At 45.4% G+C, this 23,942-nt stretch carries 27 protein-coding genes; 26 read left to right on the forward strand and 1 reads right to left on the reverse strand.

Features of this window, described 5'->3' with window-relative positions; translation table 11 throughout:
- The first annotated feature begins 142 nt into the window (after positions 1-142).
- The 4 genes from P40081_RS14590 to P40081_RS14605 all read left to right on the forward strand — a co-directional run bounded on the left by P40081_RS14590 (position 143) and on the right by P40081_RS14605 (position 4,527).
- On the forward strand, positions 143-1,567 hold the full coding sequence (locus P40081_RS14590) for a DEAD/DEAH box helicase family protein (RefSeq protein ID WP_042141090.1): 1,425 nt from the start codon (positions 143-145) through the stop codon (positions 1,565-1,567).
- Positions 1,568-1,712: 145 nt separating this feature from the next.
- Positions 1,713-2,813 carry a PDZ domain-containing protein gene (locus P40081_RS36415; protein WP_052421834.1) on the forward strand — a complete coding sequence of 367 codons (1,101 nt, stop codon included), beginning with the start codon at positions 1,713-1,715 and terminating at the stop codon, positions 2,811-2,813.
- A 146-nt stretch (positions 2,814-2,959) separates the two neighbouring features.
- Complete coding sequence (locus tag P40081_RS14600) at positions 2,960-3,652, forward strand: DUF4145 domain-containing protein (RefSeq protein ID WP_081969958.1); 693 nt, start codon at positions 2,960-2,962, stop codon at positions 3,650-3,652.
- A gap of 113 nt (positions 3,653-3,765) precedes the next feature.
- A complete protein-coding gene (locus P40081_RS14605) occupies positions 3,766-4,527 on the forward strand; it encodes a hypothetical protein (RefSeq protein WP_042136402.1) in 762 nt (253 codons plus the stop codon).
- Positions 4,528-4,689: 162 nt separating this feature from the next.
- Here P40081_RS14605 and P40081_RS14610 read toward each other — a convergent pair whose 3' ends face one another.
- A complete protein-coding gene (locus P40081_RS14610; protein ID WP_042136404.1) occupies positions 4,690-4,869 on the reverse strand; it encodes a hypothetical protein in 180 nt (59 codons plus the stop codon).
- Positions 4,870-4,959: 90 nt separating this feature from the next.
- On the opposite strand from P40081_RS14610, the gene P40081_RS14615 reads away from it, so the two are divergent.
- The 22 genes from P40081_RS14615 (at position 4,960) to P40081_RS37045 (ending at position 23,885) form a co-directional block, all read left to right on the forward strand.
- Positions 4,960-6,420 carry a hypothetical protein gene (locus tag P40081_RS14615; RefSeq protein WP_042136405.1) on the forward strand — a complete coding sequence of 487 codons (1,461 nt, stop codon included), beginning with the start codon at positions 4,960-4,962 and terminating at the stop codon, positions 6,418-6,420.
- Positions 6,421-6,425: 5 nt separating this feature from the next.
- Complete coding sequence (locus tag P40081_RS37555) at positions 6,426-6,638, forward strand: hypothetical protein (RefSeq protein ID WP_042136406.1); 213 nt, start codon at positions 6,426-6,428, stop codon at positions 6,636-6,638.
- Between the two features lie 72 nt (positions 6,639-6,710).
- Entirely contained in the window at positions 6,711-8,015 is a 1,305-nt protein-coding gene (locus tag P40081_RS14625; RefSeq protein ID WP_042136407.1) for a hypothetical protein, read from the forward strand.
- A 3-nt stretch (positions 8,016-8,018) separates the two neighbouring features.
- Positions 8,019-8,399, forward strand: coding sequence for a head decoration protein (locus tag P40081_RS14630; protein WP_042136410.1), 381 nt, complete (start codon positions 8,019-8,021; stop codon positions 8,397-8,399).
- Positions 8,400-8,413: 14 nt separating this feature from the next.
- Positions 8,414-9,427, forward strand: a complete 1,014-nt coding sequence (locus tag P40081_RS14635; protein ID WP_042136412.1) for a major capsid protein — start codon at positions 8,414-8,416, stop codon at positions 9,425-9,427.
- A gap of 14 nt (positions 9,428-9,441) precedes the next feature.
- Positions 9,442-9,852, forward strand: coding sequence for a hypothetical protein (locus P40081_RS14640; protein ID WP_042136414.1), 411 nt, complete (start codon positions 9,442-9,444; stop codon positions 9,850-9,852).
- Positions 9,842-10,279 (forward strand): hypothetical protein, encoded by a 438-nt coding sequence (locus tag P40081_RS14645; protein WP_042136416.1) that lies wholly within the window; start codon positions 9,842-9,844, stop codon positions 10,277-10,279. Before P40081_RS14640 ends, P40081_RS14645 begins: the two co-directional genes overlap by 11 nt.
- The gene (locus tag P40081_RS14650) at positions 10,279-10,848 is read left to right on the forward strand and encodes a hypothetical protein (RefSeq protein WP_042136418.1); all 570 of its coding nucleotides are present in this window, start codon (positions 10,279-10,281) and stop codon (positions 10,846-10,848) included. The genes P40081_RS14645 and P40081_RS14650 overlap by 1 nt, the downstream gene beginning before the upstream one ends.
- Before the next feature lie 47 nt (positions 10,849-10,895).
- Positions 10,896-11,423, forward strand: a complete 528-nt coding sequence (locus tag P40081_RS14655) for a hypothetical protein (protein ID WP_231575357.1) — start codon at positions 10,896-10,898, stop codon at positions 11,421-11,423.
- A complete protein-coding gene (locus tag P40081_RS14660; protein WP_042136421.1) occupies positions 11,420-11,854 on the forward strand; it encodes a hypothetical protein in 435 nt (144 codons plus the stop codon). The genes P40081_RS14655 and P40081_RS14660 overlap by 4 nt, the downstream gene beginning before the upstream one ends.
- 69 nt (positions 11,855-11,923) lie before the next feature.
- Positions 11,924-12,109 (forward strand): hypothetical protein, encoded by a 186-nt coding sequence (locus P40081_RS14665; protein WP_042136422.1) that lies wholly within the window; start codon positions 11,924-11,926, stop codon positions 12,107-12,109.
- Between the two features lie 31 nt (positions 12,110-12,140).
- Entirely contained in the window at positions 12,141-12,923 is a 783-nt protein-coding gene (locus P40081_RS14670) for a hypothetical protein (protein ID WP_042136425.1), read from the forward strand.
- A gap of 49 nt (positions 12,924-12,972) precedes the next feature.
- Positions 12,973-13,302, forward strand: a complete 330-nt coding sequence (locus tag P40081_RS14675; RefSeq protein ID WP_042136427.1) for a hypothetical protein — start codon at positions 12,973-12,975, stop codon at positions 13,300-13,302.
- A gap of 46 nt (positions 13,303-13,348) precedes the next feature.
- Positions 13,349-13,552, forward strand: coding sequence for a hypothetical protein (locus P40081_RS14680; RefSeq protein ID WP_042136429.1), 204 nt, complete (start codon positions 13,349-13,351; stop codon positions 13,550-13,552).
- Positions 13,553-13,678: 126 nt separating this feature from the next.
- The gene (locus P40081_RS14685) at positions 13,679-19,099 is read left to right on the forward strand and encodes a transglycosylase (RefSeq protein WP_231575420.1); all 5,421 of its coding nucleotides are present in this window, start codon (positions 13,679-13,681) and stop codon (positions 19,097-19,099) included.
- Entirely contained in the window at positions 19,100-19,903 is an 804-nt protein-coding gene (locus P40081_RS37560) for a phage tail domain-containing protein (protein ID WP_081969959.1), read from the forward strand.
- Positions 19,904-19,917: 14 nt separating this feature from the next.
- On the forward strand, positions 19,918-20,745 hold the full coding sequence (locus P40081_RS14695) for a hypothetical protein (protein ID WP_042136434.1): 828 nt from the start codon (positions 19,918-19,920) through the stop codon (positions 20,743-20,745).
- Positions 20,746-20,760: 15 nt separating this feature from the next.
- Entirely contained in the window at positions 20,761-21,801 is a 1,041-nt protein-coding gene (locus P40081_RS36420) for a hyaluronate lyase N-terminal domain-containing protein (RefSeq protein WP_052421837.1), read from the forward strand.
- A 15-nt stretch (positions 21,802-21,816) separates the two neighbouring features.
- The gene (locus P40081_RS14705) at positions 21,817-23,046 is read left to right on the forward strand and encodes a hyaluronate lyase N-terminal domain-containing protein (RefSeq protein WP_042136435.1); all 1,230 of its coding nucleotides are present in this window, start codon (positions 21,817-21,819) and stop codon (positions 23,044-23,046) included.
- Between the two features lie 20 nt (positions 23,047-23,066).
- Positions 23,067-23,579: an XkdW family protein gene (locus P40081_RS14710; RefSeq protein ID WP_042136437.1), complete on the forward strand. Its 513-nt coding sequence runs from the start codon at positions 23,067-23,069 to the stop codon at positions 23,577-23,579.
- Positions 23,579-23,686, forward strand: a complete 108-nt coding sequence (locus tag P40081_RS39005) for a CD1375 family protein (protein WP_197074358.1) — start codon at positions 23,579-23,581, stop codon at positions 23,684-23,686. The genes P40081_RS14710 and P40081_RS39005 overlap by 1 nt, the downstream gene beginning before the upstream one ends.
- A gap of 58 nt (positions 23,687-23,744) precedes the next feature.
- On the forward strand, positions 23,745-23,885 hold the full coding sequence (locus P40081_RS37045; protein WP_231575358.1) for a CD1375 family protein: 141 nt from the start codon (positions 23,745-23,747) through the stop codon (positions 23,883-23,885).
- The last annotated feature ends 57 nt before the right edge of the window (positions 23,886-23,942 follow it).

Here is a 23,942-nt window from a genome sequence, read left to right on the forward strand (position 1 = left end):
GAGTAACTTAATACAAGATAGTAAATTTAGCACTCTTATAAAGAGTGCTTTCTCAGTTTAAATCAGCTTTTAAATAGAAAAGTTATTTTAATAATCTGGAGGGGGATCTATTTTGAATAATAAAGTTAGTGAAAATAAACGAATGGACGTATTTAAAAAGCGAATTACTGTATACCGAAAGAGTCCAAAAACATTCTTCAAAGAGATTCTTAACTTTACTCCGGATCAATGGCAAGAAGAGGTTTCAAATGATATAGCGAACAACAGGTTCGTCACCGTCAGATCAGGCCAAGGAGTTGGTAAGACTGCTCTTGAAGCAGCTATTGCCTTATGGTTCCTCTGTTGCTTCCCATATCCCCGAGTGGTTTGTACAGCACCTACAAGGCAGCAGCTAAACGATGTCCTTTGGGCTGAAATCAGTAAGTGGCAATCCAAGAGTCCGATACTAAAACGAATTCTTAAGTGGACCAAAACCAAGGTATACATGAAGAACCATGAGGAACGTTGGTTCGCCACAGCCCGGACAGCAACAAAGCCAGAGAACATGCAGGGCTTCCATGAGGACTACATGCTTTTCATAGTAGACGAAGCATCAGGGGTAGAGGATCGAATCATGGCTGCAATATTCGGTACGCTATCCGGTGAATATAATAAGCTCTTCATGTGTGGGAACCCAACTAAAACGAGTGGGTTCTTTTTTGATTCTCACAATAGGGACAGAGCTATTTATAAAACGCATCAGGTGTCATGCCTTGATAGTCCGCGCACCAGCAAAGAAAACATTGAAATGCTCAAGCGTAAGTATGGCGAGGGCAGTGACGTTTATCGCGTTCGTGTGCAGGGGCAGTTCCCACGCGGTGAGGCCGGCACATTCATAACGCTTGAAGCTGCGGAGCATGCAGCCAAAGAGGTGCAGATTAAAGCGACTGGAACAACATTGGTTGTCGGGGTAGACGTTGCCCGTTACGGTGATGATGAAACAGCAATGTATGCAGGCATCGGTAAGAAAACTGTTGGACAGCATAGCCACTTCAAAGAAAGCACTATGGTTACTGTAGGAAATGCTATTCTTTTGGCGAAAGATATGCTGCTGCAGCATCCAGAAGTTGAACACGTAAAGTTCAATGTCGATGATACCGGGGTTGGCGGCGGCGTTACAGATCGTCTTATTGAAGTGATTAACGAAGAAGGTTATGGCTGGGAGGTGGTGCCGGTCAACAATGGATCATCATCTTTGGATGAGTATTGCGCTAACCTGGTCACAGAGATGTGGCAGTCTATCAGAACGGACTTGGAAACCAATCTAACCAACTTCATAAACGGAGAACCTGGAGTTATGCAACTACCGGACGATGATACCTTAATTTCACAACTGGCTACTCGCAAATGGCGAATGACCTCGAAAGGGAAGATGATCCTGGAAAGCAAGGATGATATGAAGAAGCGAGGACTCAAATCACCTGATAGAGCCGATGCTTATGTTTTGACATTTGGAGAATTCATGGTTGAAGCACCGGAAAACATTATGCTGCCGACCATTGGTGGTGTAACCATTAGAAGGCATTAAACTTCTAGATACTTCACGGAGTTCAAACTTATAAGCTTTTTATACTAATGCAAATAATGCATCCTGCCGAAAAAAGTAATAGGAAAAGATTGTTAGTTCGACTGTTAGTCTATTTGCTAAAATGAAAAGATGAGGGGTCTGTATAGTGGAATTTACGCTAGCAAAGAAAGAAAAAAAGAAACGCCTTAATAAAGTAACTTGGGTCATGTTATTTATCATGATCATGCTCGTTTTATTTCGCTTTATCCCAGTAGAGCCCTATGCAGCACATGGATTAGGTGATTTAGAAGACACCAGTAAAATAGTTCAAATAAAGGAACTTCATATTCAAGACAGAGGAGCACATTTAGAGCCGTTTTATTATACGACAGTCAGGACAAGATACTTCGATAATCTTCTTGAAAAGATGTACTCATATTCACTAAAACATCGTACTGAGGAGCGTGTTAATCTTCCTACTAAAAATGGTCACGTTCCTCTGGAAACTTTTCCTGGGCTATCTGCAGAGGACGACCTGCAATATTCAATATCATTGAAATGGGATTCAGTTAATAATATCACTTCAATAGCTTTAAAATATGCTGGATATACATCAGCATTTCATGAAAAGGTTGAGATTACCAATGTTTTTGATAATTTCGAGGCTGCAAAGTTTCTTAAATTACACGATGAGATCCTTTCATTTAACCATCAATCAATTAATAGTGTTGAAGACGTTGTGAACGCACCTAAAAATGTTAAATTGGGAGATACTGTTCCAATCACTATCAATAGGGAGGGTAAAAAAGTAGAGTTTGCATTAACATATGCACAAACAGACGAAAGCGGTAAACCAATAATCGGTTTTCAATCCGGTATTATGCGTTATTATGATGATTTTGATATTAATAAACTGGTCGCGTTCCCTGAATCTTTATCAGGAGATTCCGCAGGAATGATGATCAGCCTTCAACTCATTCAATCAATAACCGGAGAAGATCTAACCAAAGGATATAAAATTGGGGGAACTGGTACCATAAATGCTGATGAGACCATTGGTGAAATTGGAAGCATGCCTCTAAAAATTAGAACAGCAGTAGAAGATAAGGCTGATATCTATCTTGTTCCAAAATCAAGTAATAATGATGAACAAAATGAATTTGAAGCTTTGAAAACGAAAGTGGAAATAAAAACTGATCTTAAGATTGTTCCTGTTGAGAATCTTCAAGAAGCTCTTGAGTTTTTACGTTCATTGTCTCCAAAATGAAATAATTTAAAATTCCTACAAAATGATGTAGATGAAAAATAGAAGGCTGGGGTTACCCTACCTTCTATTTTTTGTCTAATCGTTTGATGCTTCCTAGTTTTGGAGGTGTTACAATCAGAGGAGGATAAAATTAACAAGGAGAGAATATGATGACAAAAAAAGTTTCTTATTTAGAAGAAGGATCAAATACATTCAAGTATGCTGAAGTTAATGCTTTCTCTAAGGTATGCCCTTATTGTGATTTAGGTGTTGATGTTGTAAGTAGAGAAGGCTATCTAATTGAAGATACTTTGCAAATATTATTTATTTGTCCACGAAACGAGTGTAGACAAGCGTTTATAGGCGTATATAAAAAAATACTGGTAAAGGACCCCATTAAACCAGTGGATTATGTACTGGTTAGGACTGAACCACAAATAAAGTACATAAAAAAAGACATTGATACGAGAATTATGAGTATATCACCTGTATTCGCTACAATTTTCTCAGAAGCAGGAGAGGCAGAGGCACTTAATTTAGAAAATATTGCTGGTATGGGTTATAGGAAGTCGCTTGAATTTCTAATAAAAGATTACCTGATATCTAAAAATATTGAAGATAGAGAAAATATTGAACGCAAGAGTTTAGGACAATGCATTAATCAGGATATTGATAATCCAAATATAAAGAGTATGGCTGCAAGGGCTGCTTGGTTAGGTAACGATGAAACACATTATTCAAGAAAACATGCATCAATGTCTATAATTGATTTGAAATTATTGATTGAAGCGACTCAGTATTGGATTCTTATGGAACTAATAAAAGATGAATATCAAAGCAAACTTCCTAATGCTAGATAAAAAAATGATATAATGCATTTTTATGAACTTTATAATAACTTGAAAAACTTTATTGATATATGAACAAGCTGGAAATTATTTATAAGATAGTAAAGTATCGGAGGATTTTGGGGGTGTTTTCTATTTATAACGAGCATATTTTAAAGGCTTTTGAAGAATTAAATATTCTAAGCCAAGCTAATGAAATTGTGGATATATTTAACCGACAAGAAAAATTATTTATAGCAAGGACAATCAAAAATGAAGAACATAAAGGATTTTTAGCGGCTATAGGGTACATGTCTCATTTGTATTTGCAGAGTTCTTTATTCAGATCTCAGTGTTATATTTATGGATATATAACTTCCACAAATACGAATAATGTTTTAATGACAGCTCAATCTACGAGAGCTCATTTAGAGATCACTTCTAGTTTGTTGTTTTACTTTTTTAAGTTGAAAAAGTATATAGCTGATCCGACAAATGAAGATTTAAAAAATGAATTAAAAATTACGATCCAGAAATTGATGGCAGGCTCAAAAATAGTAATTACGGAAGACCGCGAAAAAATAGAAGCTATTAATGTTCTAACGATGATATCACATGCTGATAAAGGTATTTTGGAATTTGGTGGGAATAATTCCTTGATGGAATACTATGGACTCCTTTCAGAGTTTTGCCATCCCAATTCATATTCATTAGTAATGGCTTCCAATATTTCTGAAGATAAAGTCATCGATTACAACACTCCATTCAAAACAATAAATTTAGAAGTGATGGCCTTATTTCATGAATCAATTTACTTTACATCTAAGTTGTTTATAGATTTCTTTGAAATGTTAAAAGAAATGTTAGGAAAAGCATTTTTGATACCGACAGTAGACGAAATAAATTAATGAAAATCCGTAGTAACCTAGTATTAAGCCAATGATATTATTAATCCATAGAAGTATGAACGAATACAGAAGGTCAGGAAATTTTTCCTGCCTTCTATTTTTATGTCCAGGATACACAATAAACAAAAAGCCGCCACAATGGCGACTTAATGAGTACGTGACTTATTTCTTGTGTTTTGTAGGGTCTACCAACTTGTAACCTTCTCCAGGCTTTTGGGTTGGAGGCAAAGGATTGCCTTTCGTTGAGGTCACTTCTCTTCCTTTGTCTCCACCTCTAGGACCTACTACGCTATATTGTCCTGATTTAGGGGTAGGAGTGCCTGGTGTGAGTTTATCAGCCATGTCATCACCTCCTTTAGACCTAATTCTTTCGACATAATAACAGTTATTTCCTTCTATTATTTGTGTTTTATTTGGAAAGGTGGTGAAAACTTGAAGTGGTATCATAAAGCCATATATTCATTTGCTAATGCAGTCCTACCGGCATCCGTAAAGCGTCAGATGATGGGTGTAGGCAGATCGACAATACCCAGCAATAACAATGCCTGGGGCATATTCAACTGGCTTCCGAAGAAGTACCAGAGGGCTCACAATATCGATCTGACCAAACTACAGAGCTACACGGCTGAAGAGCTGCTGGAGCTGCTTATTTCCGTTCACCCAGACATTTCTCATGCTTTGTACACCTACTTGCGAATGGGAGATACGCCACTGACTTTCACAGCTAAGAAGAAGACAGGCAGTGACGACAAGGCTGGACAACGGGCTCTGGATGAGATCAAAAGCATGCTTGAGACTCCTTTGCCGTCTCCAGGATATCAGCATGGACGGTCCTTGGATAAGTTGGACACGATTCAGCGCATGATGATCATGGTACGAGGGGCCTGTGCTGGTGAAGTGGTCCTGAATGAACGCTGCAATGATGTGATTGATATCGTGCCAGTAGATCCGGCGTTGATCTGGTTTCGCAGGGAGCCGGTCACGAATAGATTGGTGCCGTGGCAGTATGTCAAGAATCCCGGCAGCAGGCAGACAGGCGAAGAATGGTTCGGGCAGTATAAGAAGATCGACACACCGACATTCATTTATGAAGAGTTTGACCCGATGGTTGATGATCCATATGGCCGGACCCCGTTCCTGCCGGTGCTACAAGTCGTATTCTTTCATCTGCAGGTGCTTCAGGATCTCAAGGCAGTCGTTCACAACCAGGGCTATCCGCGACTGGATATTTCGATGCTGGAAGAAATTATGCTGAAGAATGTTCCGCCCCAGTACAAGAACAATCCTTCAGGTCAACAGGCTTGGCTCAAGGAACGAATGGATGAAATGCTCAACCATTTCAATTCACTCAATCCTGACGATGCCTTAGTCCATTGGGATAGCGTAAAGGTCGAATACCTGAAGGGCGGCAACAGCGGCCCGATGATCGATATCAAGAAGCTGATCGACATCATTGATACGCAAATGGCTACAGGACTAAAGACGCTGCTCACCCTGTTATCCAGGCATCAAGGTTCCACAGAGACATACAGCTCAGTGGATACCCAAATATATATCAAGTCCGTAGAGTCCGCCCGGAGCGTAACCAAACGTTTCTGGAAGCGGGCTTTTTCTATGGCGGTAAGAGTGCGTGGAGTGCAGACACAGGTTGAAGCTGACTATGCTCTGATTGACTTACGTTCTGAAATGGAACGTGAGCGTGATCTACGGGCAAAGCTGAACAACTATGTGTTGGCTGAGAATAACTTCTACATCACTCCAGAAGAAGCAGCCAGTGAAGCTCGTTGGATAATGGGGCTTGACCCGAAAATTCCGGCTGAGTTGTTGCCGAAACTTGAAAAGAAACACGAACCCGAGCCGAACGAACAGATTCCACCGAATGGAGGTGAATAGCCAATATGCAACCAACAGTAGGACGTGTTGTACATTACCAAAGCTACGGTACGCCGGGCGGTGAGTTTAAAAGTGAACCGAGAGCGGCAATCATCACTCAGGTTCACAATGCAACATGCGTTGATTTGTGCGTACTTAACCCAACAGGATTGTTCTTCAACCAAAACGTTGTTCAGGGCCAAGACGGTGGCAAATGGGATTGGCCTGCAAGAGTTTAATCTGAGGCGCCAAGGCGCGAGAGGTGATCCCATATCTAATTTTCATTACGAGAGGGAGGTGAGTATAAGTAAATGGCAAAACCGACAGCTGAGCAATTGGCGAAGATTAATCAGAAAGCCCTAGTATCTCTTACTGATGAACAAGTCAATGTCTTTCAGGCTAGGATTATCGGAACCAAGCGGATAGAGAAGTACATGATGAAGGTAACTCCAAATTTCCTTCGGAAAATGGCCGATCAAGTTAAAGAAGGGGTCGCCTTACTGGTAGATCATCCTTGGCAAAAGTGGGATGCCTTATCATTTCCTTATGGACGGACCTTTGACAGCAAGATTGTTGAAGAAGGCGGCGAACTGGAACTATACGGCGACCACTACATGGCAAAAGGCCTTGAAGCTAACGGTATCTCGACAGACCAACTGGCTATAGGCATTGATGCAGGTACAATCTTTGATACGTCAGCCGGGTTTGTTTCCACGAAACACACTTGCAGTATCTGCGGCGGGGATTATTTCAGAGGTTCGGAATGCTCTCATATGAGAGGCCAAGAGTACGAAGGTAAGGAATGCCTTGTCCTCGCTGATGATGGATACATCATGGAGAACTCTATTGTGTTTGACGGTGGCTATGAGGGAGCTGGGATAACTCGCGGATCTCTATCAACAAAACCTCATGCTGAGGCAGATGATCAACAGCAAACTGAATACGAACCACTTCCCTTAGATGCGAAGTCGCTGAATGGCGATGGACGCGTCTTTTATTTTTTCAGCAACAAAGGCGGCATGAATGCTTTTGTATCCAAACAGCACCAAACATTAGAACAGGCCAAGATACAGGCCGAAGGAGATGACACTGTGACAGAAGAACAAAAGGCTGCTTTAGCAGCAGCGCAAACCCAAGCAACTGCACTGGCGGCTGCAAATGGTGTACTCGGACAAATCCGGGTGGCACTCGGTGTAGAAAACGATGCTGATATCCAGGCGAAGCTTACGGCGCTAAGCGCTCAGGCCGCAGATGGTGCAGCATATAAGGTCAAGGTTACTGAACAAGCCTGCGGAGCCGGTGTCCGGGCATTGGGTGATGCATTCAACGTTGAAGCAATGAAAACAGCGCTGTCCCATCTACCGGTATCTGAGATTGAGAAGATCAACGCTACTTATGAAGCACAGGCACAAGCTGCATTGGGTGGCGGTGGTCGCCACACCGAGGGCGATAATCTTGATCTTCCAGCAGGGGCGGCGAATGGAACACCACCTGCGAATGCACAGGCAAACGGCGCTCAGAAAACACCGGAACAGTTGAGAGAAGCGGCCAAGGCAGAAGCTCGGGCATCACTCTCTAAGACTGGATACGGCGGAATTATGAAGGAGGCGAAATAACGTATGAACGGAACTAATTACGGCGGATATCCCGGCCCAGGACAAATGTTTACACAGGAGTTCACAGAGGTCCTGCTTTCAACGGATCTCCAAGCGAAACTGCCAGGCGGAATCCTTTTGAAACAAGGTCAAGGCATTGTCAAAAAAGGGACAATCATAGGCAGGATTTCAACAGCCGGAGCAGACAAAGACAAAGCGGTGGCTTACAGTTCGGCCGCAACCAATGGATCAGAAGTTGCTCTGTGCATCCTTGATAACGACCAGGATACAACGCTTACTGACATGCCGGCTTCGGCATGGATTGCCGGTATTTTTGATTCAGCAAAATTGACAGGTCTTGATGCTGATGCAAAAGCAGCACTCAAGCTCTGCTACTTCGGTTAAGGGAGGAAAAACAATTGCCAAACGTACTTGATCCATACTACCAAACTGAGGTAGTACAGAATATCCGCACGGATATCAACTCCTTCCGTGGAGCGCAACTGCTTACTGGTGGCGTTGAACTCAAAACGGAAACCAGTCTTACCATTGAATATGACATTGTCAATGACGATACCGGCATGACACCACCTACTCAAATGAATGATCCATCGCCTATCCACTCTGCACCACCGATTGGTCACATGAATTTCACCAACCAGGAATGGCGTGAAAAAGCTATCATTGATCGTGAGAAGATTGCAAAGCTTCGCAAGCCTGGTGGTCCATTGGATGAACTCTGGGGCGAAGAATACATGGTTGAACAACTGGTCAATCTGAATGGCCGTCTGGAAACACGTTTCGAGTGGATGCGATGGAAGCCACTCTCGGGAACTCTTGTAATCCCAGCGACCAAAACTATGCCTTCAAGAACGATTGATTACAAAGTTCCTGCTGCAAACAAACCAACGGCCGCGACTCTTTGGAGCAACTTGGCTGCTGCTGATCCATTGTCTGATTTGGACCTTTGGAAGTTGCTATTCCGTGGAACCGGTGCAAGACCATATGGTTTCTTCGTAAATCAGAAGACAGACAACCTTTTGAAGCAGAATGCAAAAATCCGCGACTTGCTGAGAACACAGTATGGCCGTGATCTTATTGCTGCTGATTCATTGTCGTTCATCATTAAACAGCAGTTGGGCGGCTTGACGTATGAGGTTTATGACAGTGGATACATTGACGATGCCGGTAACTTCCAGCCATTCATTCCGGACGGCGTTGCAATTATGGTAGGTCAAGGCATGACCGGAAACATGATGGACTTGGTAACAAGCCCTAATAACTACGAGGACATTTTCAACGGCCATGTTGGCAAGTTTGCATTGACGAAAGAAATCGGTGATGATCCAAAACAATGGACCATCGTTAATGGTGCTACCGTGCTGCCTCGTATGCGTCATACAAACTGGCATGTTTACGCGACTATCGCGTAAGGAAGGAGGTTAACATGACCATTGTAAGAATACTGAATGGATACGTGGGCGGTTGGGCTCCGGGGGATATCGTAAAAGATGCCCCCGAAGGTCTTATTGAAATTGCTCGGGATGGAGTTAAAAACCTAGCAACTGGTGAACTCATTGCCGAGATTATCGAAGGCGACTCAAATGGTTCAGGAGATACATCGGAGAGAGAACAGCAGCTGCAAATCGAGTTGAACGAATCCAAGAATCGTGAAGCTGAGTTGTTAGCTCAAATTGCCGAACTACAATCCAAGTCTGATAACGGAGAAGCTGACGATGAAGTGAAAGAATTGAAGGCAACGGCTAAGGAGTTGAAAATCCCTGGCTATACCAAAATGGACGCTGAAGAGTTGAAGAAGGCTATCAGCGCTGCCGGTGGTGACGGTGATGGCAAATAAGATCCTCACTACGGAAACGTACCACGAGGAAATAAGAGGGCGTCTAGGAGTCGGTGAGGATGTAATATCCGATGCCGATATAGACGCCCTTTCTGTTTTAACTATTGCCGAAGCTAAGGTGATTGCAGCAGTGCCGGACTACGCCGAGTTGGTTGATGATGATAGGAACTATGTGTATGCAGCGGCTGTAACTATGGTCGCTGCTATGCTGGCTCCATCCATGACGGCCAGAATCGCCAAGTCCAAGAAAGACTTCGATTTCTCTATTGAGAATCAAGTTGTGGACTGGCGTGCATATGGAATCCAACTGGTTGACGATGCTTATGCACTGATTGATCTGATATCTACAGTTACACCGAGCGCTGATGCTCCGATATTCGGCGTTGCTGGTCCAACGCGATTCAAGGAAAGGTGGCGGAACTGCTAATGTTCAAACAATTTGCTCACCGCCATTCACCTTGTACTGTCAATGGATTGCCGGATGTCGTCATACTGTCCAGGGATACCCGAGCAACGACGATTGTCGGTAAGGAATACATGTATAATGGCGTGTTTGCGCCAACTTCCCCAGTGACTCCTGGAGACTTGATTGATAACGGGGACACGTTTCTTGTACAGACACTGCGTTTGACCACAGAGAGGGATAAATACTGTTCTTTAATCAAGACCAATGCAACAATCACCGTACAGCGCTATTCGCAAGAATACGACGATAATGACAATCCTATCGGCGATGAAGAATATAGACCCATTGCCGAGAATGTTATCGCCTTTGCTCAATACGTCACAGCGCGGCTTCGCCAGGATGATCCGGGCTTGCTGCCCTCCACATCATACACGTTGCAGTTACAAACAACGGTTGATATAAAAGATCCGCAAGATGCCATCCACCCCGATCAAGTCATTCTGCATGGCAAGGCATATCAGGTAGATGCCGTTGATGTGGTCAAATACCCCAATCTCCTGCATGTGCAGTTATCGGACAGTGTCCGATGATTACCGGATATGATGCCGTAAGGGCGTCTAAGGACCTCGAAAGCAAGTTGGCAGTTGAGATTACCGGACTCACGAAACTCGTGTTACTGACCGCCAAGGGCGGTATACGGTATTATCCAGCAGTAAGAGACAAGATACAGATGGAAATGTTCGTGCTTGCAAACAAAATGATCGAAGGCGACATCACCGCCGACTATTGGCAGGCATGGCTTGAACAGTTCGGTAAAGGTTCCTTAATGGCCGATACTTCGCAAAACCCTGGGTTGGTTACCTACATGAATTCCGATGCATGGAACCGTCTGAGATCGCGCGGTAGGAAGGTGGTTGTCGGGCGTGGGCAAGGAAATTACAAAAGCATTGATGGAACAATGCGATATTCAGGTGGTGGTTATGCTGGAGTGGACCTGGAGGAACTAGCTGAACGCGGTGATATTGATCCAAAGTTCAAGCCAACACCTCCAACCTATTTCCTGCGTATCGCTATCCAGTCCAACCGAACCCGAATCCTGCAAGGCATCGCAGAGGTAATTGAAAACTTCCCGTACCACCGGTACTTTCTGGAGGACAAGCAATGAGTTTACAACTGATTGACGCTATACAGAACACACACAAGGCTGACGCGGCGTTCATGGCTTTGCTTAAGCTTTTACCTACTGCAAACGGCGAGCAGATGGCGGCGCGATTTACAAAAGGCGTGGAGCCGGAAATTGTGGTCTCCAAGGATACAGTACCTCATATCTGTCAGTACATTATGCCGGGTCAATATGGTAGAAATCATCTTGTTTTTAAAGGGAAGTTTTGTTTGGACTTTTACGGAAAGACGGGATATGAAGCGAAACTGCTGTTCGAAAGATCATTCAAGCTTTTTCATGACGACCATATTATTCAACCGGGATTCAATTCCTTCCGTTGTAGTCTTGCTTATGATGGCGACTTTTCCACTGGCATAGCCGGCGTCAAAGGCTACAAAGGAATTTATGATGTCGATTATATCCGTACGAATTAAGCAGGATAGCAGGATAAACGGCAGTATAAAGTATAAGTGAAGAAATACGAGGAACGGGGTGAACCATTGATGGATAAGCCTGATCTCAAAAAAGATCCGTCTGAAGTTGAGAAGCTGGTGAAAGAAAAAGTTTCCCTAGCTAGAAAACTCGGCATATGGGAATCTTTTAATCCAGTTGAAGATTATCAAAACAAAGAAGAATTTGCTCAGATTACCGAAATTGACAAACGCCTATCCGTAATCATTAACGGCTAGGTTTTTTTAATGTCCTAAGGAGGGATAAGGAATGGGTATTTCACCGAAACAGTGGGTTGTAGATGACATTTCGAATGCAGCCCTGTTTGATCTTGCTACTGGAGATCCAATGGCTTACTTTGAACGGCTCGGAAAGTTAACGCTGACAATTGCCGCACCGCAGCAGCGTGTGTACGGCGGTACAAGCAAATATGCTTTTCACTTGACTGAACAGGACGCGGAATCAAGTGTGCAAATTGAAAACGCCGTCCTGGACCTTAACCAACTTGTCGCAGCGACAGGAGCAGAAATTACAACCGGCAGTACAGTAGTGCCGCGTGTCGAAAAACTCACAGTTTTGACTGGAGCAACCTTCACTTTGTCTAAAGGAGCAACTCTGGTTGCTGGCAGCGACCGAATCATCGTGGCAACAAAAGGTTTGACAAACTCAGGGGTGCAATTAACACGCGTTGCTTCTGCACCTACTGCACTTCAATATTCGATCACAGTAGCCGGTGTTGTAACTTTGGGCGATTCAACATTGGTAGGAAAAGACGTTCGTGCCTTTTACGACTCAACCTCTGCTACTGGTACGGCTACGTCCATCAAGACGGACACTAAAAATAAGGCATATAAATTCGTAGCTTACGGTAAAGCCTTGGATGATGAAACTAACGAATGGTTTGAATGCGTTATTGTCATCTATAAGTCTCAAATGCTGGGATCGTTCGTCATTGATCAGCAACGGAAATCGGCAACCACCAGTTCTATCGAACTTGCGGTGCTCGATCCAAGTCGGGCAGACAAAAAAGCGATTGATATTCTAACGGCCTAATTAATTGGGGGCGAAAGTCCCCATATCCTAATACATGGAGGCAAGCGTAATGGAAGATCAAGAAAAAATGGATTTGATTTTGGGCATTGGACCAAAAGTAACGCTGTCCCCGGATGTCACTAAGACTCTCCGAGTTGGCACGCTCAAGCAAATCAAGGAAGTTGGGGCGTTGTACAAAGACGGGCTTACCCAACTTAAATATGCGGCAGTGTTCCAAGAAGGAGATGAACAGAAAGCCACATACGACAAGTGGTCTGAAATTCTGAACATCGTGTTCATTGAGGGGTTCGACGGGGCAGAAATCGAAGAATATATTCCAGAGGTGTTGGAGGAAGCCGTCGATCGATTTCTCTTCAGTAAGTCAGGGGCCGGAGCGTAAGAGCCGAGGCAAAAGTAAGCCGGGGGAAGAAAGTGAGCCATTAACAATGTACGAACTTTACGGCAGGTTATCTCGCCGTAAACTCTCAAAGCCCTGGTATGATCATAATTGGTACGAAGTGATTGCTATATTTGACGACATGAACGAAGAAATGAAAGAGCAGATTCGTCTGCACGGTGGAGAAATTGAAGAACCCAAACCACTGACAAGAAGTGGCATCGCTGAAATTCTGAGCTTTTTCAACCGATAGATACACATTCCAAAGAGACCTCCGTCACCAAGCGGTAGGTCTCTTTTTCTGTATATACGGATCAAACCGAAGCTAAGGAAAATTTTCCTTATCAAACCCAAGAGGGGTGAAGATACATTGACAGATATGGGCAAGGATGTAGTTGGAGCAAGGCTTAAGCTGGATACATCTAAAATGCTGCCTGCATTTCAGGCGATTGATAGAGGAGCAAAAGGCAACGCCGAAACTTTCAAGGTACTCAATCAAGAAATTAACGTCACTACTAAAAATTATACCGCCTTGGCCGGAGCAGCAGATAAACTCGCGCTGACATCCGAAGATCGGCGAAAGAAGATCATGGCTGAGTCTGATGCTTTGGTTAAGCAGCGTAATGCTCAAACTGCACTGATCAAAGCAAAAAAGAGTCAACTAGATCAGACCAATCAATTGGTAGATGCTAAACTCGCCGCGCAAATGGCAATCGTAGTCAAGAGAGAGAACGCTATTGAGCAGCAAGAGCGGGAACACCTTAAGCGCATGGAGGCCCTTCAAAACCGGGCGAATAAAACTGCGGGGAGCAGTTCAACGGGGACATCAAGCACAGCTGACAGCACTCGGGAGCGCGTGCTAAGAGAAGAACAATCAATTCGGCAGAAGCTTGCTCAGATGGAAGAGAAAGAAGCCCAACTTGCTCGTAAGACTGCTGCAGAACGTGAAGCTGCGGTGCGTTCCCAGGAACAAAAGGAAATCCAGATGCGGGAACGGGTCTTGCAAGAAGAACAGAAGATACGCGCAGCCCTGAAAGCTAGAGAACAACAGGAAGCCAATATCCGGGAACGGATCATCCAGGAGGAGCAGAAGGTTCGCAGAGCGCTTGTGACCCGGGAACAGCAAGAAATCAAAATGCGTGAGCGTATACTCGCTGAAGAGAAGAAGGTATTACAATCCCTTATTTCAACCGAAAATCAAATGAATCACATGGGGAAAAATACGGGTTTTCTAACTCAAATTAAGGATGCAGCCATCCATGCTGCTGTTTTCCATACCGTTTTCCGTTCGATGATGACCGTTCAGGAAGCCATGAAAGAAGGTATCGTGGATATTGAATCCAACATGGCGGGGTACGTGCAGACCAACGAGCACTATTTCTTGGAATACAATCAAGGTACAGGCGAAATGGTAATGAACACAAAACTCCTGAATGCCGAAACCGAAAAGTTCATCCATACCACACATGACCTTGGATCTGAAATCACCGATGTAACCGAATCAGCGCGTCTATGGGGCCGTATGTACAAAGATGCTGGAATAGTTCAGGAAATGGTACGCAAGTCCACCATGCTATCTACAGTCGATCTTGTGAGTCTAGAAGATGCTACAAAGAGCATGGAATCTACACTTGCGCAATACGGGGTGCAGATCAAAGACGCAAATGATGCTGCTGTGCTAGGTGGACGTATCCTAGATTCTTGGTCTAAGGTAGCTCATGATACTATGGCTCCGGCACAGGACTTGGGAGCGGCGTTTGAACGGACGGGTAAAATAGCTGCGGAGACTGGCGTTAGTTTTGATGTAATGAATGGCTTAATCTCTTCCGGTATTCGTAATACTGCGCTATCCGGGGAGAACCTGGGTAACATGTGGAAGACGGTTCTAGGTACGATCCGGACGGATAAAGCGGTGGCTGAAATTGAAAGCCTGGGAGTAGCCACGAAGGAAGTTGTTGACGGTACTGAACAATGGCGCAGAGCGGATGATATCTTACTCGACCTGTCTACTAAAGTAATCGATAAGAACTATGATTTGACGAAGTCCTATGCGGATATTTCGCGCGGTGTCTATCAGTATGCCAAACTGGCAGCGTCCCTTAATGCTGGGGACATCCTCTTAGGCACAGCAGCATCCATCGGTTCTACTGGATCTACACTGGAATACCTGAAAGTTCAGATGGATACGATATCGCGGAAGGCGGCACAAGCAAAAGCTTCCCTTTTGGAGATATTTAATCAAGCTGGGGATGATGGACTACGAGCTGCCATTAAGAAATCTCTGGACGTTATCGATCAATTGCTAATTGGCCTCACCAAGATTCCTAAGGGGGCTTTTGCGGCAACCGCAACGCTTGGTGGGTTGCTGGGGCTATATAAACTAATCGCGCCATTATTGACCCAATGGAGAGCAGCGCAGACCGCACTGAACACAGCCATTGCGATGCATACAACTCTACAAACAGCAGCCACAGCCGAAATGGTTGTGTATACTGCAGCGGCTAAAGTAGCAATGGCTACAACGGCTGCTTGGACTGCCGGCCTTACCTTGTTAGTTGGCGCTATTGCTGTATTTGTATATCAAAGCGGAAAAGCCGAAAAGGCTCAACGTGAGCATGCGCAGGCTATGAAGGATGAAGATGCTGCCAGTCAGCAAATGATTAGTCAACTCCAACGGCAAATCGAATTGCTGCCCAAGCTTGTGAATGCTCATAAATCCTTGGAATCATCTCTACAGTCTGCGAACCTATCTGAGCAGAAACAAACGCAGATCAAGAAACAACTGCACGAAGTTTCTAAGGCGTTGGTCATTACATTGGGTGAAGAAGGGGCGAAGCAACTCGAAACAGCCGGATATACTGACGAGGCCGTACAGATTCAAGTAAAGGCTTTAAACCAACTCATCGAAAAGCAGAATGAAGCAAGAATGAACGTTCTTGCCGACCAGCAAAATCAGGTCAATAAGGACTTAGAAAAAAACCTTGCCGAGATCAATAAAGCCAAAGATAAACTGAATAATCTAAAAACAAGTCTACTTGCCCAGACGGGGCAATTTGTAAAGAATGTATTCACATTTAAGGATCTGGATGATTCCTCGAAATCCGTGAAGGCGTTGGAGGACAAAATAGCCAGTCTTACAGTCAAAAACAATGAGTTAAATGCCTCGTCTGCTGACTTAGGCGTTCAGATGTCATCATTAATTCTTCAAGAAGACCAGTTTGCAGGTAAAGCAGGGACGGCATCGGAATCCGCATCGGATCAAGCGGAAGTGCTTGCTGATTTACGAGAACAAATTGATGGTAACGGCTCTGCCATTAGTGAGATGAACACCCTCCTGAAAGAAATGACCGGAGAGCAGTCCATGAATGCTTCTGCGGCAGCTGAACTGATTTTGAAATATCCGCAGTTAGCCACAGAGATTTATAAAACGGCAGATGGATGGAAATTCGAGAAAGACGCTGTTGAAGTGCTGCGAAAAGCCAAGGTCCAGAAAGCGATTGACGATCTGAAGTCTGAAAAAGCATCCACATTCAACACCAGACTGGCAACTGACGAGCGCCTGAAGGCATACGGCATCGAAGCGGAGGCAATTAAGAGTCTGGCTGATCTGAAAGCGGCCATGAACGGAGTAACGTCTACAACCCTAACTACTGGAGATGATCTTAAGTACTTCAAGCCTTCGTTCAGAGATCAAGGCGGCGCGCTGGACGAGAAGGCCAAACAGGAAGCGGCGGCTAAAAGTGAGCTGGATAAAATATATGACTCCTACGCTAAGGAACAAATTGATTACCAAAACAAAATAAATGCCTTGAGCGGACTATATAAAGATCCGAACTTTGGTGTGAGTGCGGACAGCGATAAGAAAAGCAAGAGCGGAAAAAGCGATGCTGAAAAGGATGCTGAAACAGCTGCTAAAGAAGCCGCGACAGCACGAAAAGAAGCGTATTCTGAAGATTTGGATAACTTCAAATACATTGCCGAGCGGCAGAACTGGACCATCGATCAGCAAGCAGCTGGCTACGAACGATTGAAGAAGCGGCATGCCGCATACCTAGCCGAAGATAAAGATGCTATGAAACAGTGGAGCCGGGATGTTGTTGCTCTCAGCGATGCTCGGTACACCGAAGATGTGGCCAACTTGGAGAAGAAAACAGAACGCATGCGTCAGGCGAACCTTCAAGAAGTCGAAATGGTCAAGGCTTCGCTTGATTTTTACACTAAGGAAGCTAAGAAAACTTATCTGACCGCAGAGCAAAAAGCTGAAGCGGATAAGCAAGGTTATGACCTGACGAAGCAATACAACGAACTGCGTTATACCAACTCCACGAACTGGATAGACAAAGAAGCCAACAAAATGGAGATGGGTGGAAAGAAGAAAGTTGAAATTATCAATATGGAATTACAGGCATATGAACGAATGGCAAAAGATAAAAATCGATCTGCTGAAGAAAATTTAAAACTGGAACAAAACATTTACGAACAGAAGAAAGCCTTAATTGAACAGCAGTTTTCGGACAGTCAGAAAGATATTAGTCACCGAAAGGCCATTGGTGAACTTACTGCGGCTCAGGAATTGCAGGAGTGGCAAAAGATACAGGCAATGTACCGAGTAGGTACTGAGCAGCGTATGGAAGCCGATGAACAGGTATACGCATTACGGCAGAAGTTGATTGAAGATGAAACAAAGTCGGTCGAAACACTAGCATCTTCTTACAAATCCAAAATTGAAGCCACACGTGACGCAGCAGTGAAAGCAATAGAAGCGGAGCGCGATGCATATCTTGCGGGAAAGGACGCTGAGATTCAAGCGATTGATGATCTGCTAAGTAAGCAACAGGAACTTAATGAGGATCAAGATTATGAGAGTGCCTTAGCAGAGAAACAAGCGCGGTTAGCACTGCTGGCTTCGGCGGTTGGCCCGGACGGGATTGCCGAACGAGTGCAGGTCCAGAAGGACATTGAAAAACTGCAATTGGATCATGAACGGGAGTTAGCGAAACGAAGCCTTGAAGAACAGAAGCAAGCCCTCCAGGACGAGAAGGACGCAAAGAAGACAGCCTATGATAAGGATATCGAAACGGCTAAATCTCACTATGAGGATCTGATATCGGCTTTCGAAAGCTTTTCATCTGACACAGCAAACCGTGCTGAGGTTCTGAAGAACATCCAAGTGCTGAAGGAGTCCGAGAAGAACGCGGAGATCCTGAGTCAGTTAGATCAGTTCATTTCAGACTATCAATCCAAGATGAGTGCAATTACCACGCTGTCGCCTACTGTGAGCGGATCTGTGACACTGGCGGCATCAACAGGTGTAAGTCAGAAGGACGCAGACTTAATTGAATACAACTCAAATAAGGATGCCTGGGACGCAGCCAAAGCAGCAAAGAATACAGCCGAAATGGAAAGATTGGCTGCACGTAATGAGGAGTTACGGCAGAAATACGGCGTAATTAAAGACACTGGAAAACTTCAGACATTTCATGATGGTGGCGTAGTCCGAGGAGCGCGGCGCGGTGAAGAAACAACAGTCAATGCAAGAGTCGGAGAGATGTACATCAATGACCGGCAGCAGGACAACCTTTTTAGAATGCTTAACTTTAAAATGCCTTCAATTGATTTCTCTATGCCAAGTTTTTCTATGCCAGCAGCGTCAGGAGGTTCAAATCCGCAGCAGGTAAGCAGCACCAGCGTAACATTCTCAGGAGATACTTATATTACAGACGACGCCGTAGCAAAGGTTTATTGGACTGAAAGGGATAATTTCGTGCGGAGGTCGCAATCCAGATCGGGGGCGAAATAATTGATTACAGCAACAGCAGATGGTGTAACGTTTGAAAGTATCGGACTGGGGCTGAAATCTCACAATATCCCTGTTCTGCCCCCGACAAAGGATAACACAGTAGAACTGGCTGATCGTGACGGTGCCTTAGATTTTGGCAGTACCTACGGACCCAGACCATTCAACCTTGAGTGCATTATAATGGCTGACGATCCGACATTGGATTATCAAAGGAGAGTCGCTCTTGTAGCGGCTCTTTTTAACATTCAAAAAGGCGATATTGTATTTACCTTTGAGGATCATCCGGGAAAGAGATTCATAGGTAGGTACGCAGGCACTATGGATATCACAAAGCTGATATTTGATGGAGAGGTTACAATACCCATCAAAATGAACAATCCATATCCTGAGTCGATCCAGGATACAACCGTCCGAGAATATGGGCAAGGGTTGGAATATGGACAGGGATACTTGTATAGCGATTATGCAAATTGGATATCTGCAAATGGACAGAGCATTGTTATTCGTAATGAAGGCAGTGCCAAAGCTTTCCCTATCATACGAATTAGCGGATCTTTCTCCGATTTGCATCTCTCAGATGGAACTTCGACACTCATACTATATGGCACGAGTAGCGCTTCGGATGTGTGGGAGATTAACTGCGATATGGATGAATGCACCGTTCTCCTCAACGGACAGAACGCTTTTTCAAGAAGCAATGCTGTTTTCTTTAGACTCCAACCCGGGAATACAACATTCACAGTGTCAGGTGGATCATTGGCGGTTAACCTCGCATTTATATTCAGGTACAAATATCTCTATTGAGAGGAGGAATCGTTTTGGCATTTAATCGAAGAACAATCAACAAAGAACTCGACATAGCAAACCTTAATAAGCACAACGACAATTACGCGGATATCGAATCAACATTAGATGCGCATGATATTGCCATTGCAACATCAGCCAGCCATATAGCAGACGGTAACATCCATACTACCGCAGCCGAGAAGACCAAGCTTGCGGGGATCACGGCCGGAGCTGGTGGAGCGAACTCAGCTACGGATTCTGTGATTGGGAGCCGGACGGCAACGGACAGTGTGACACCCAGCCTGACAGGGACAATAACAGCGCTGTTCTCCAGTTTGTTCACCTTGATCAAAGGGATTACGGGCAAGTCCAGCGCTCTTACGGCTCCGGCTACTACGCTTGAGGCGGCCAAGGCTCATATGGATACTGCCAATATCCACACCACGGCAGCCGAAAAGACCAAGCTGGCTGGTATTGCTACCGGGGCAGAGGTTAACCAAAACGCTTTTGCTCAGGTCAATAACATCCCGGCGGCTGCGGAATCGGACGCGCTGACCGTGACGGGCGGCACGGGGATTACCATTACAAATAACCCAACCACCAAGACTCTGACGGTTACAGCAACCGGCACGGCCACCCCAGGGGCGCACGCCTCGTCCCATCTACCGGGCGGCAGTGATCCGATTGCTATTGCAACACCTTCGGCGGCAGGGCTGATGGCTGCTGCGGATAAAGTGGATCTGACAAATGTTAAGACGAAAGTGACGGCATTAGAGGATTTTTTGGGATACATGCCGATTGATGGCGGGGCATTCACGGGCAATCCTACGGGGCCTACTATTGACGGCGGAACTATATAAAGGGGGGATTAGTCCATGGCAGTAACGACAATTAAGATCAGACGGGGGCCAGCTTCTAACCTGGCCGGGCTAAGTTTACAAGAGGGCGAACCGGGGTTTGTAGTAGACACGGGTAAGCTCCTCATCGGGGATGGCCAGGGCAATAATGTCGTAATCAATCCGGACCAGGCGAACGCGACCACGGCAGATAAGCTCAAGACGGGGCGTACTATTGCAATCACAGGGGATGGTACAGGCAGCAGTGCTGCTTTTGATGGATCAGCCAATGCTTCTATTGCATTAGTACTTGCAAATACCGGCACAGCCACAGGTACTTTTACAAAATTCACGGTAGATGCAAAAGGCCGGATTACTTCTGCTGTGCTTCTCACTGCAGCTGATATTCCGACTTTGACTTTGGCCAAAATCAGTGATGCTGGGACAGCGGCAAGCAAAAATACCGGGACTGCCGCAGGTAATGTGCCTGTGCTGGACAGCGGCGGTAAGCTGGATACTGCTGTACTCCCTGCGTTGGCTATCTCGGATACCTTTGTTGTAGCTACTCAGGCGGCAATGCTGGCCTTGACGGCGGAAGTCGGGGATATCGCAGTCCGGACGGATCTCAATAAGACCTTTATCCTCCGGTTAGCAGGTGCGTCTACCCTAGGAAACTGGCAGGAAATCCTATCACCTACGGCAGCAGTATCCAGTGTAGCTGGTAAGACTGGAGCCGTGACGGTAACGGCGTCTGATGTAGGGCTGGGTAACGTGACTAATGAGAGTAAGGCTACAATGTTCGCGAGTCCAACGTTTACCGGTGCTCCTTCAGGACCGACAGCACTGGCAGGGACTAATACTACTCAATTTGCAACAACGGCATTTGTGGAGGCTGTCCGTGCCATCTTGGCTGCGGCTGATGCTCTTAAGGCTCCGTTAGCATCCCCTGCTTTCACAGGCAATCCAACAGTACCCACACAGGCTATCTCTGACAACAGCACAAAGGCTGCAAGTACCGCCTTTGTGCAATCTCAGGGATACCTTAAGGCAACCGACACCATTGACGGCGGTACATTTTAAGGAGGAGAGCGCACTATGGCAAATAAGATACAGTTAAGACGTGGCACTAAGGCACAGCTGGCAACGCTGGGTGCCTTATCAGCAGGGGAGCCGGGTTATACCACGGATAGCAAGGAGCTATTTATAGGTAATGGGGCCGGAGCCAATACACCTGTGGTTACAGCGACCTCTGCAGATATTACTTACTATGTCCGTACAGATGGTAATGATGGGAATACAGGGCTGGCTAATACAGCAGGTGGGGCGTTCAAGACTATAACAAAAGCTGTTTCTATGTTACCTCAGGTTATTAATCATTCATTGACATTGAATATTGCTGCTGGAGCTTACTCGGAAAGTGTGGTAATCACTGGTTTCACAGGTAATGGCCGACTGGATATTGTTGGCGACACTGTTGTAAGTGCAACCCGTACGGTAACGTCAATTGTCGTTACTAATAACACTGCTCCAATTTATATCAAAGGCATTCGAGCGCTTAACACGGCAGGTGCTGGATTTTACGGGGCAAGCAATACTAATTTTGGACTTGAGGTTTGCAGCATTATTGCATCTGCTCCTACACAGCCTGGATTTGATTTTGGCGGAGGAGGGATGGTTAGTTTAAACGGATGTTTGGCAAGCAATCGGAATGCCGCGCTGAATGTAAATGGTGCTGTTATGGTGGTATCGTATACTTGGCAAGCGGGATCAGGAAACTCCTACGGCGTATCCGTCTACTTTGGTAAGGTTGGTAAAGCGGGTACGCAACCAGCAGGGACCACAGCCGAATATGTAGCGGCAGGCGGAGAAATTAGTGATTCTGGTGTTCTTAACCCATGGGGAGATAATACGACCTCCAGCAGACCCGGTGTAAGTGCCACCTCTAACACCTCACAAGCATTAAGCGCAAATGTAGCAACAAAAGTGTTATTTGATGTAGAAAAAAACGATAACACTAATAACTTTACGAATAGCACATTTACAGCTCCAACATCAGGTGATTATCTAATCAATGCGTTTGTATCGATTTTGAGCCTTCAGGCTGGATCATCTGCGGATTTATATATTTATGTCAATGGTGCTATATATCGGCGAATTGGACTATATGTTAACCCGGGAGCTAATGGAGCTAATCATGGTATTGGTGGTTCTGCTGCGGTAAAACTTGTTGCTGGTGATACTGTAGAAGTTTACGCGAAGGCTGGAAACAACGCTAATATTGCCGTTGGAACTGATCGAGGATTTGAATGTGAGAGAATAGCCTAAGGATAAAGGAGGTAATCAAGTTGAATATAGCACAAGCAATCATGTACCTGCATCCGGGCGCTGACCCGATGCGGGATTTTGTTGTGCAAGACAACGGTCCTGAGCCAGTCTTGCGCCCCGGTGCCGAAGACAAAGGTCGTGTCCGGTACGAGATCAAGCTGCCGGACGAGGGCGAGGAGCCGGTTGAGGGCGTACACTATCGTTATGGCATCGACTATAACCTGCTGACAGAGGGCGAGGATTACGACCTTGTAGAGCGTGGGCCGTATATCGCAGTGTGGAAGCTGGACGAGCCGCAGCCCACGGAAGCAGAGCTACAAGCAGCATGGGAAGCATACCAGGAAGCCGAAGCTAACACTCCGCCGAAGCTGACGGAGATCGAGCAGGTCCGCGAGGAACTGGCACAAACTCAAATGGCCCTAACAGATACCTTTGAGCAATTGCTATCCGCCCAGGATGAAGCGACCAGCGCGCAGCTTGCCCTTGTTGATCTGTACGAGCTGGTACTGCCTCTGATTGGGGGTGACGTATAATGCCGCAAGTATATGCAAGCCTGATCCGCAAAGGATTGAAGACGATTGAACAAGTGCCTACTGTGATCCGTGATGAGGTACAGGCGCTCCTGGCTGACAATGCGTAGCTGGTTGGCCCGGCTGCTGGTCTCCGGTGGCCTACGCCTTATGAGGGGAGGTGATACCATGTCTGTTATCTATGCGCTGCTGATTATTAAGGGGCTGAAGAACTTTGCCCAAGTGCCGGTTAAACTGCAGCCGGAAGTAAAGTCATACCTGGCCGCATCTGATCTGGATGAGAGCGGCAATCCATTGCCTATAGAATAGATACTGCTGGCGCCCATAGAGGCGTTTTTATTTTGCCCTCGGAGCTGCTTCGGGGGC

The organism is Paenibacillus sp. FSL P4-0081 (genome assembly GCF_000758565.1).
GTDB classification, from domain to species: Bacteria; Bacillota; Bacilli; order Paenibacillales; family Paenibacillaceae; genus Paenibacillus_AQ; species Paenibacillus_AQ phytohabitans.

Bases quoted from the DNA above. Each gene is read 5' to 3' on its own strand.
- P40081_RS37555 (WP_042136406.1), top strand. From the start codon at position 6,426: ATGCAACCAACAGTAGGACGTGTTGTACATTACCAAAGCTACGGTACG.
- P40081_RS14630 (WP_042136410.1), top strand. From the start codon at position 8,019: ATGAACGGAACTAATTACGGCGGATATCCCGGCCCAGGACAAATGTTT.
- P40081_RS14625 (WP_042136407.1), top strand. From the start codon at position 6,711: ATGGCAAAACCGACAGCTGAGCAATTGGCGAAGATTAATCAGAAAGCC.
- P40081_RS14685 (WP_231575420.1), top strand. From the start codon at position 13,679: ATGGGCAAGGATGTAGTTGGAGCAAGGCTTAAGCTGGATACATCTAAA.
- P40081_RS14675 (WP_042136427.1), top strand. From the start codon at position 12,973: ATGGAAGATCAAGAAAAAATGGATTTGATTTTGGGCATTGGACCAAAA.
- P40081_RS39005 (WP_197074358.1), top strand. From the start codon at position 23,579: ATGCCGCAAGTATATGCAAGCCTGATCCGCAAAGGATTGAAGACGATT.
- P40081_RS14590 (WP_042141090.1), top strand. From the start codon at position 143: ATGGACGTATTTAAAAAGCGAATTACTGTATACCGAAAGAGTCCAAAA.
- P40081_RS14600 (WP_081969958.1), top strand. From the start codon at position 2,960: ATGATGACAAAAAAAGTTTCTTATTTAGAAGAAGGATCAAATACATTC.
- P40081_RS14660 (WP_042136421.1), top strand. From the start codon at position 11,420: ATGAGTTTACAACTGATTGACGCTATACAGAACACACACAAGGCTGAC.
- P40081_RS14680 (WP_042136429.1), top strand. From the start codon at position 13,349: ATGTACGAACTTTACGGCAGGTTATCTCGCCGTAAACTCTCAAAGCCC.
- P40081_RS14670 (WP_042136425.1), top strand. From the start codon at position 12,141: ATGGGTATTTCACCGAAACAGTGGGTTGTAGATGACATTTCGAATGCA.
- P40081_RS14665 (WP_042136422.1), top strand. From the start codon at position 11,924: ATGGATAAGCCTGATCTCAAAAAAGATCCGTCTGAAGTTGAGAAGCTG.
- P40081_RS14610 (WP_042136404.1), bottom strand. From the start codon at position 4,869: ATGGCTGATAAACTCACACCAGGCACTCCTACCCCTAAATCAGGACAA.
- P40081_RS14705 (WP_042136435.1), top strand. From the start codon at position 21,817: ATGGCAAATAAGATACAGTTAAGACGTGGCACTAAGGCACAGCTGGCA.
- P40081_RS14650 (WP_042136418.1), top strand. From the start codon at position 10,279: ATGTTCAAACAATTTGCTCACCGCCATTCACCTTGTACTGTCAATGGA.
- P40081_RS36420 (WP_052421837.1), top strand. From the start codon at position 20,761: ATGGCAGTAACGACAATTAAGATCAGACGGGGGCCAGCTTCTAACCTG.
- P40081_RS14640 (WP_042136414.1), top strand. From the start codon at position 9,442: ATGACCATTGTAAGAATACTGAATGGATACGTGGGCGGTTGGGCTCCG.
- P40081_RS37045 (WP_231575358.1), top strand. From the start codon at position 23,745: ATGTCTGTTATCTATGCGCTGCTGATTATTAAGGGGCTGAAGAACTTT.
- P40081_RS14645 (WP_042136416.1), top strand. From the start codon at position 9,842: ATGGCAAATAAGATCCTCACTACGGAAACGTACCACGAGGAAATAAGA.